Origin of the sequence: uncultured Hyphomicrobium sp. (assembly GCF_902826555.1) — a bacterium.
Classification (GTDB): Bacteria; Pseudomonadota; Alphaproteobacteria; order Rhizobiales; family Hyphomicrobiaceae; genus Hyphomicrobium_C.
The window spans coordinates 82422-84040 of the sequence record NZ_CADEFI010000013.1; the positions used below are offsets into that span (position 1 = coordinate 82422).

Consider the following 1619-nt stretch of genomic DNA (forward strand, 5'->3'; position numbering starts at 1 on the left):
TCGTGGGCACCAATGGCAAGCCGTTCAAGGTCGTGAAATTCTGCACCGACATCACCGAAGCCAAGCAGCGCAACTCCGACTATCAGGGTCAGCTCGCGGCCATCGATAAGAGCCAGGCTGTCATCCAGTTCAATCTCGACGGCACCATCATTGCGGCCAATGGCAACTTCCTCGCTGCAACCGGCTACACGCTCGACGAGGTCAAGGGCCGGCATCATCGCATGTTCGTTGAAGAGTCCGAGCGCTCGGGCAACGCCTATCGCCTTTTCTGGGATGCCCTCAACCGCGGTGAGTTCCAGGCGGCCGAATACAAGCGCGTCGGCAAGGGCGGCAAGGAGATCTGGCTGCAGGCGACCTATAACCCGATCTTCGATCCGTCAGGGCGCCCCTACAAGGTCGTGAAATTCTGCACCGACATCACGAAAACCGTTCAGGACCGGATCCGCAAGACGCAGATTCAGACCCAGATCGACACCGATCTTGCACAAATTAACACAGCCATCTCGCAGACTTCGAGAGACGCCCAGGACGCCGAGGGTTCCAGCTCCCAGACCGCAACCAACGTCCAAGCCGTTGCGACGGCGGCCGAAGAGCTTGTCGCCTCCGTGCAGGAGATCAGCCGCCGTGTCAACGAAGCCTCCCAGATCTCCAACCAGGCCGTGCATCAGGGCTCGCTGGCCAACAACGCCATGACCGGACTCTCGAGCACCACCGAGCGCATCGGTCAGGTCGTCGAGCTGATCAACACGATCGCATCGCAGACCAATCTGCTGGCCCTGAACGCCACCATCGAAGCCGCTCGTGCCGGCGACGCCGGCAAAGGTTTCGCGGTCGTCGCACAGGAGGTGAAGGCTCTCGCCAATCAGACGGCGAAGGCCACCGCCGAGATTTCGAACCAGATCGCAACCGTGCAGGCCGGCACCCAAAGCGCCGTCGCCGCGATCAAGGACATCACGACCATCATCGGCACCATCAACGACATCTCGCAAGGGATCGCCGCGGCTGTCGAGGAGCAGGGCGCTGTGACCCAGGACATCTCCTCCAACATGCAAACGGCCTCCCAGGGCGTCATGGAGATCTCCGAGAACATGCGCCGGATCTCGAGCTCGGCCCTCGCCGCCAACGAATCGACGCGCAAGGTGAAAGAGGCCTCCTTGGCCCTGATTGCCTGAGCGCGCCATCCGCCGGTACCAATAAAAAAGGCCGCGTAATTCGCGGCCTTTTTGTTTTTGCACGAACTCGAGGGACCGGCCCTCAGGTGTTCATCGACTGGAAGAACTCGCCGTTGGTCTTGGTCGACCGCAGCTTGTCGATGAGGAACTCGATCGCATCCATGGTGCCCATCGGATTGAGGATGCGCCGCAGCACGTAAACTTTCTTGAGCTGGTCCTTCGGCACCAGGAGATCCTCCTTGCGCGTGCCGGAGCGGGCAACGTCGATGGACGGGAACACGCGCTTGTCGGAAACCTTGCGGTCGAGAATGATTTCCGAGTTACCGGTGCCCTTGAACTCTTCGAAAATGACTTCGTCCATGCGCGAGCCGGTATCGATCAGCGCCGTGGCGATGATGGTCAGCGAGCCGCCTTCCTCGATATTGCGCGCCGCACCGAAGAACCGCT

General features: G+C 60.7%; 1 protein-coding gene and 1 pseudogene. One reads left to right on the forward strand and one right to left on the reverse strand.

Annotated features, from left to right (window positions below; translation table 11 throughout):
* A partial coding sequence (locus QZV93_RS08095) for a methyl-accepting chemotaxis protein (RefSeq protein ID WP_295557458.1) occupies positions 1–1172 on the forward strand: 1172 nt, incomplete at its 5' end.
* A gap of 82 nt (positions 1173–1254) precedes the next feature.
* Here QZV93_RS08095 and QZV93_RS08100 read toward each other — a convergent pair.
* Positions 1255–1619: pseudogene (locus tag QZV93_RS08100) on the reverse strand (transcription termination factor Rho); the annotation flags it as partial.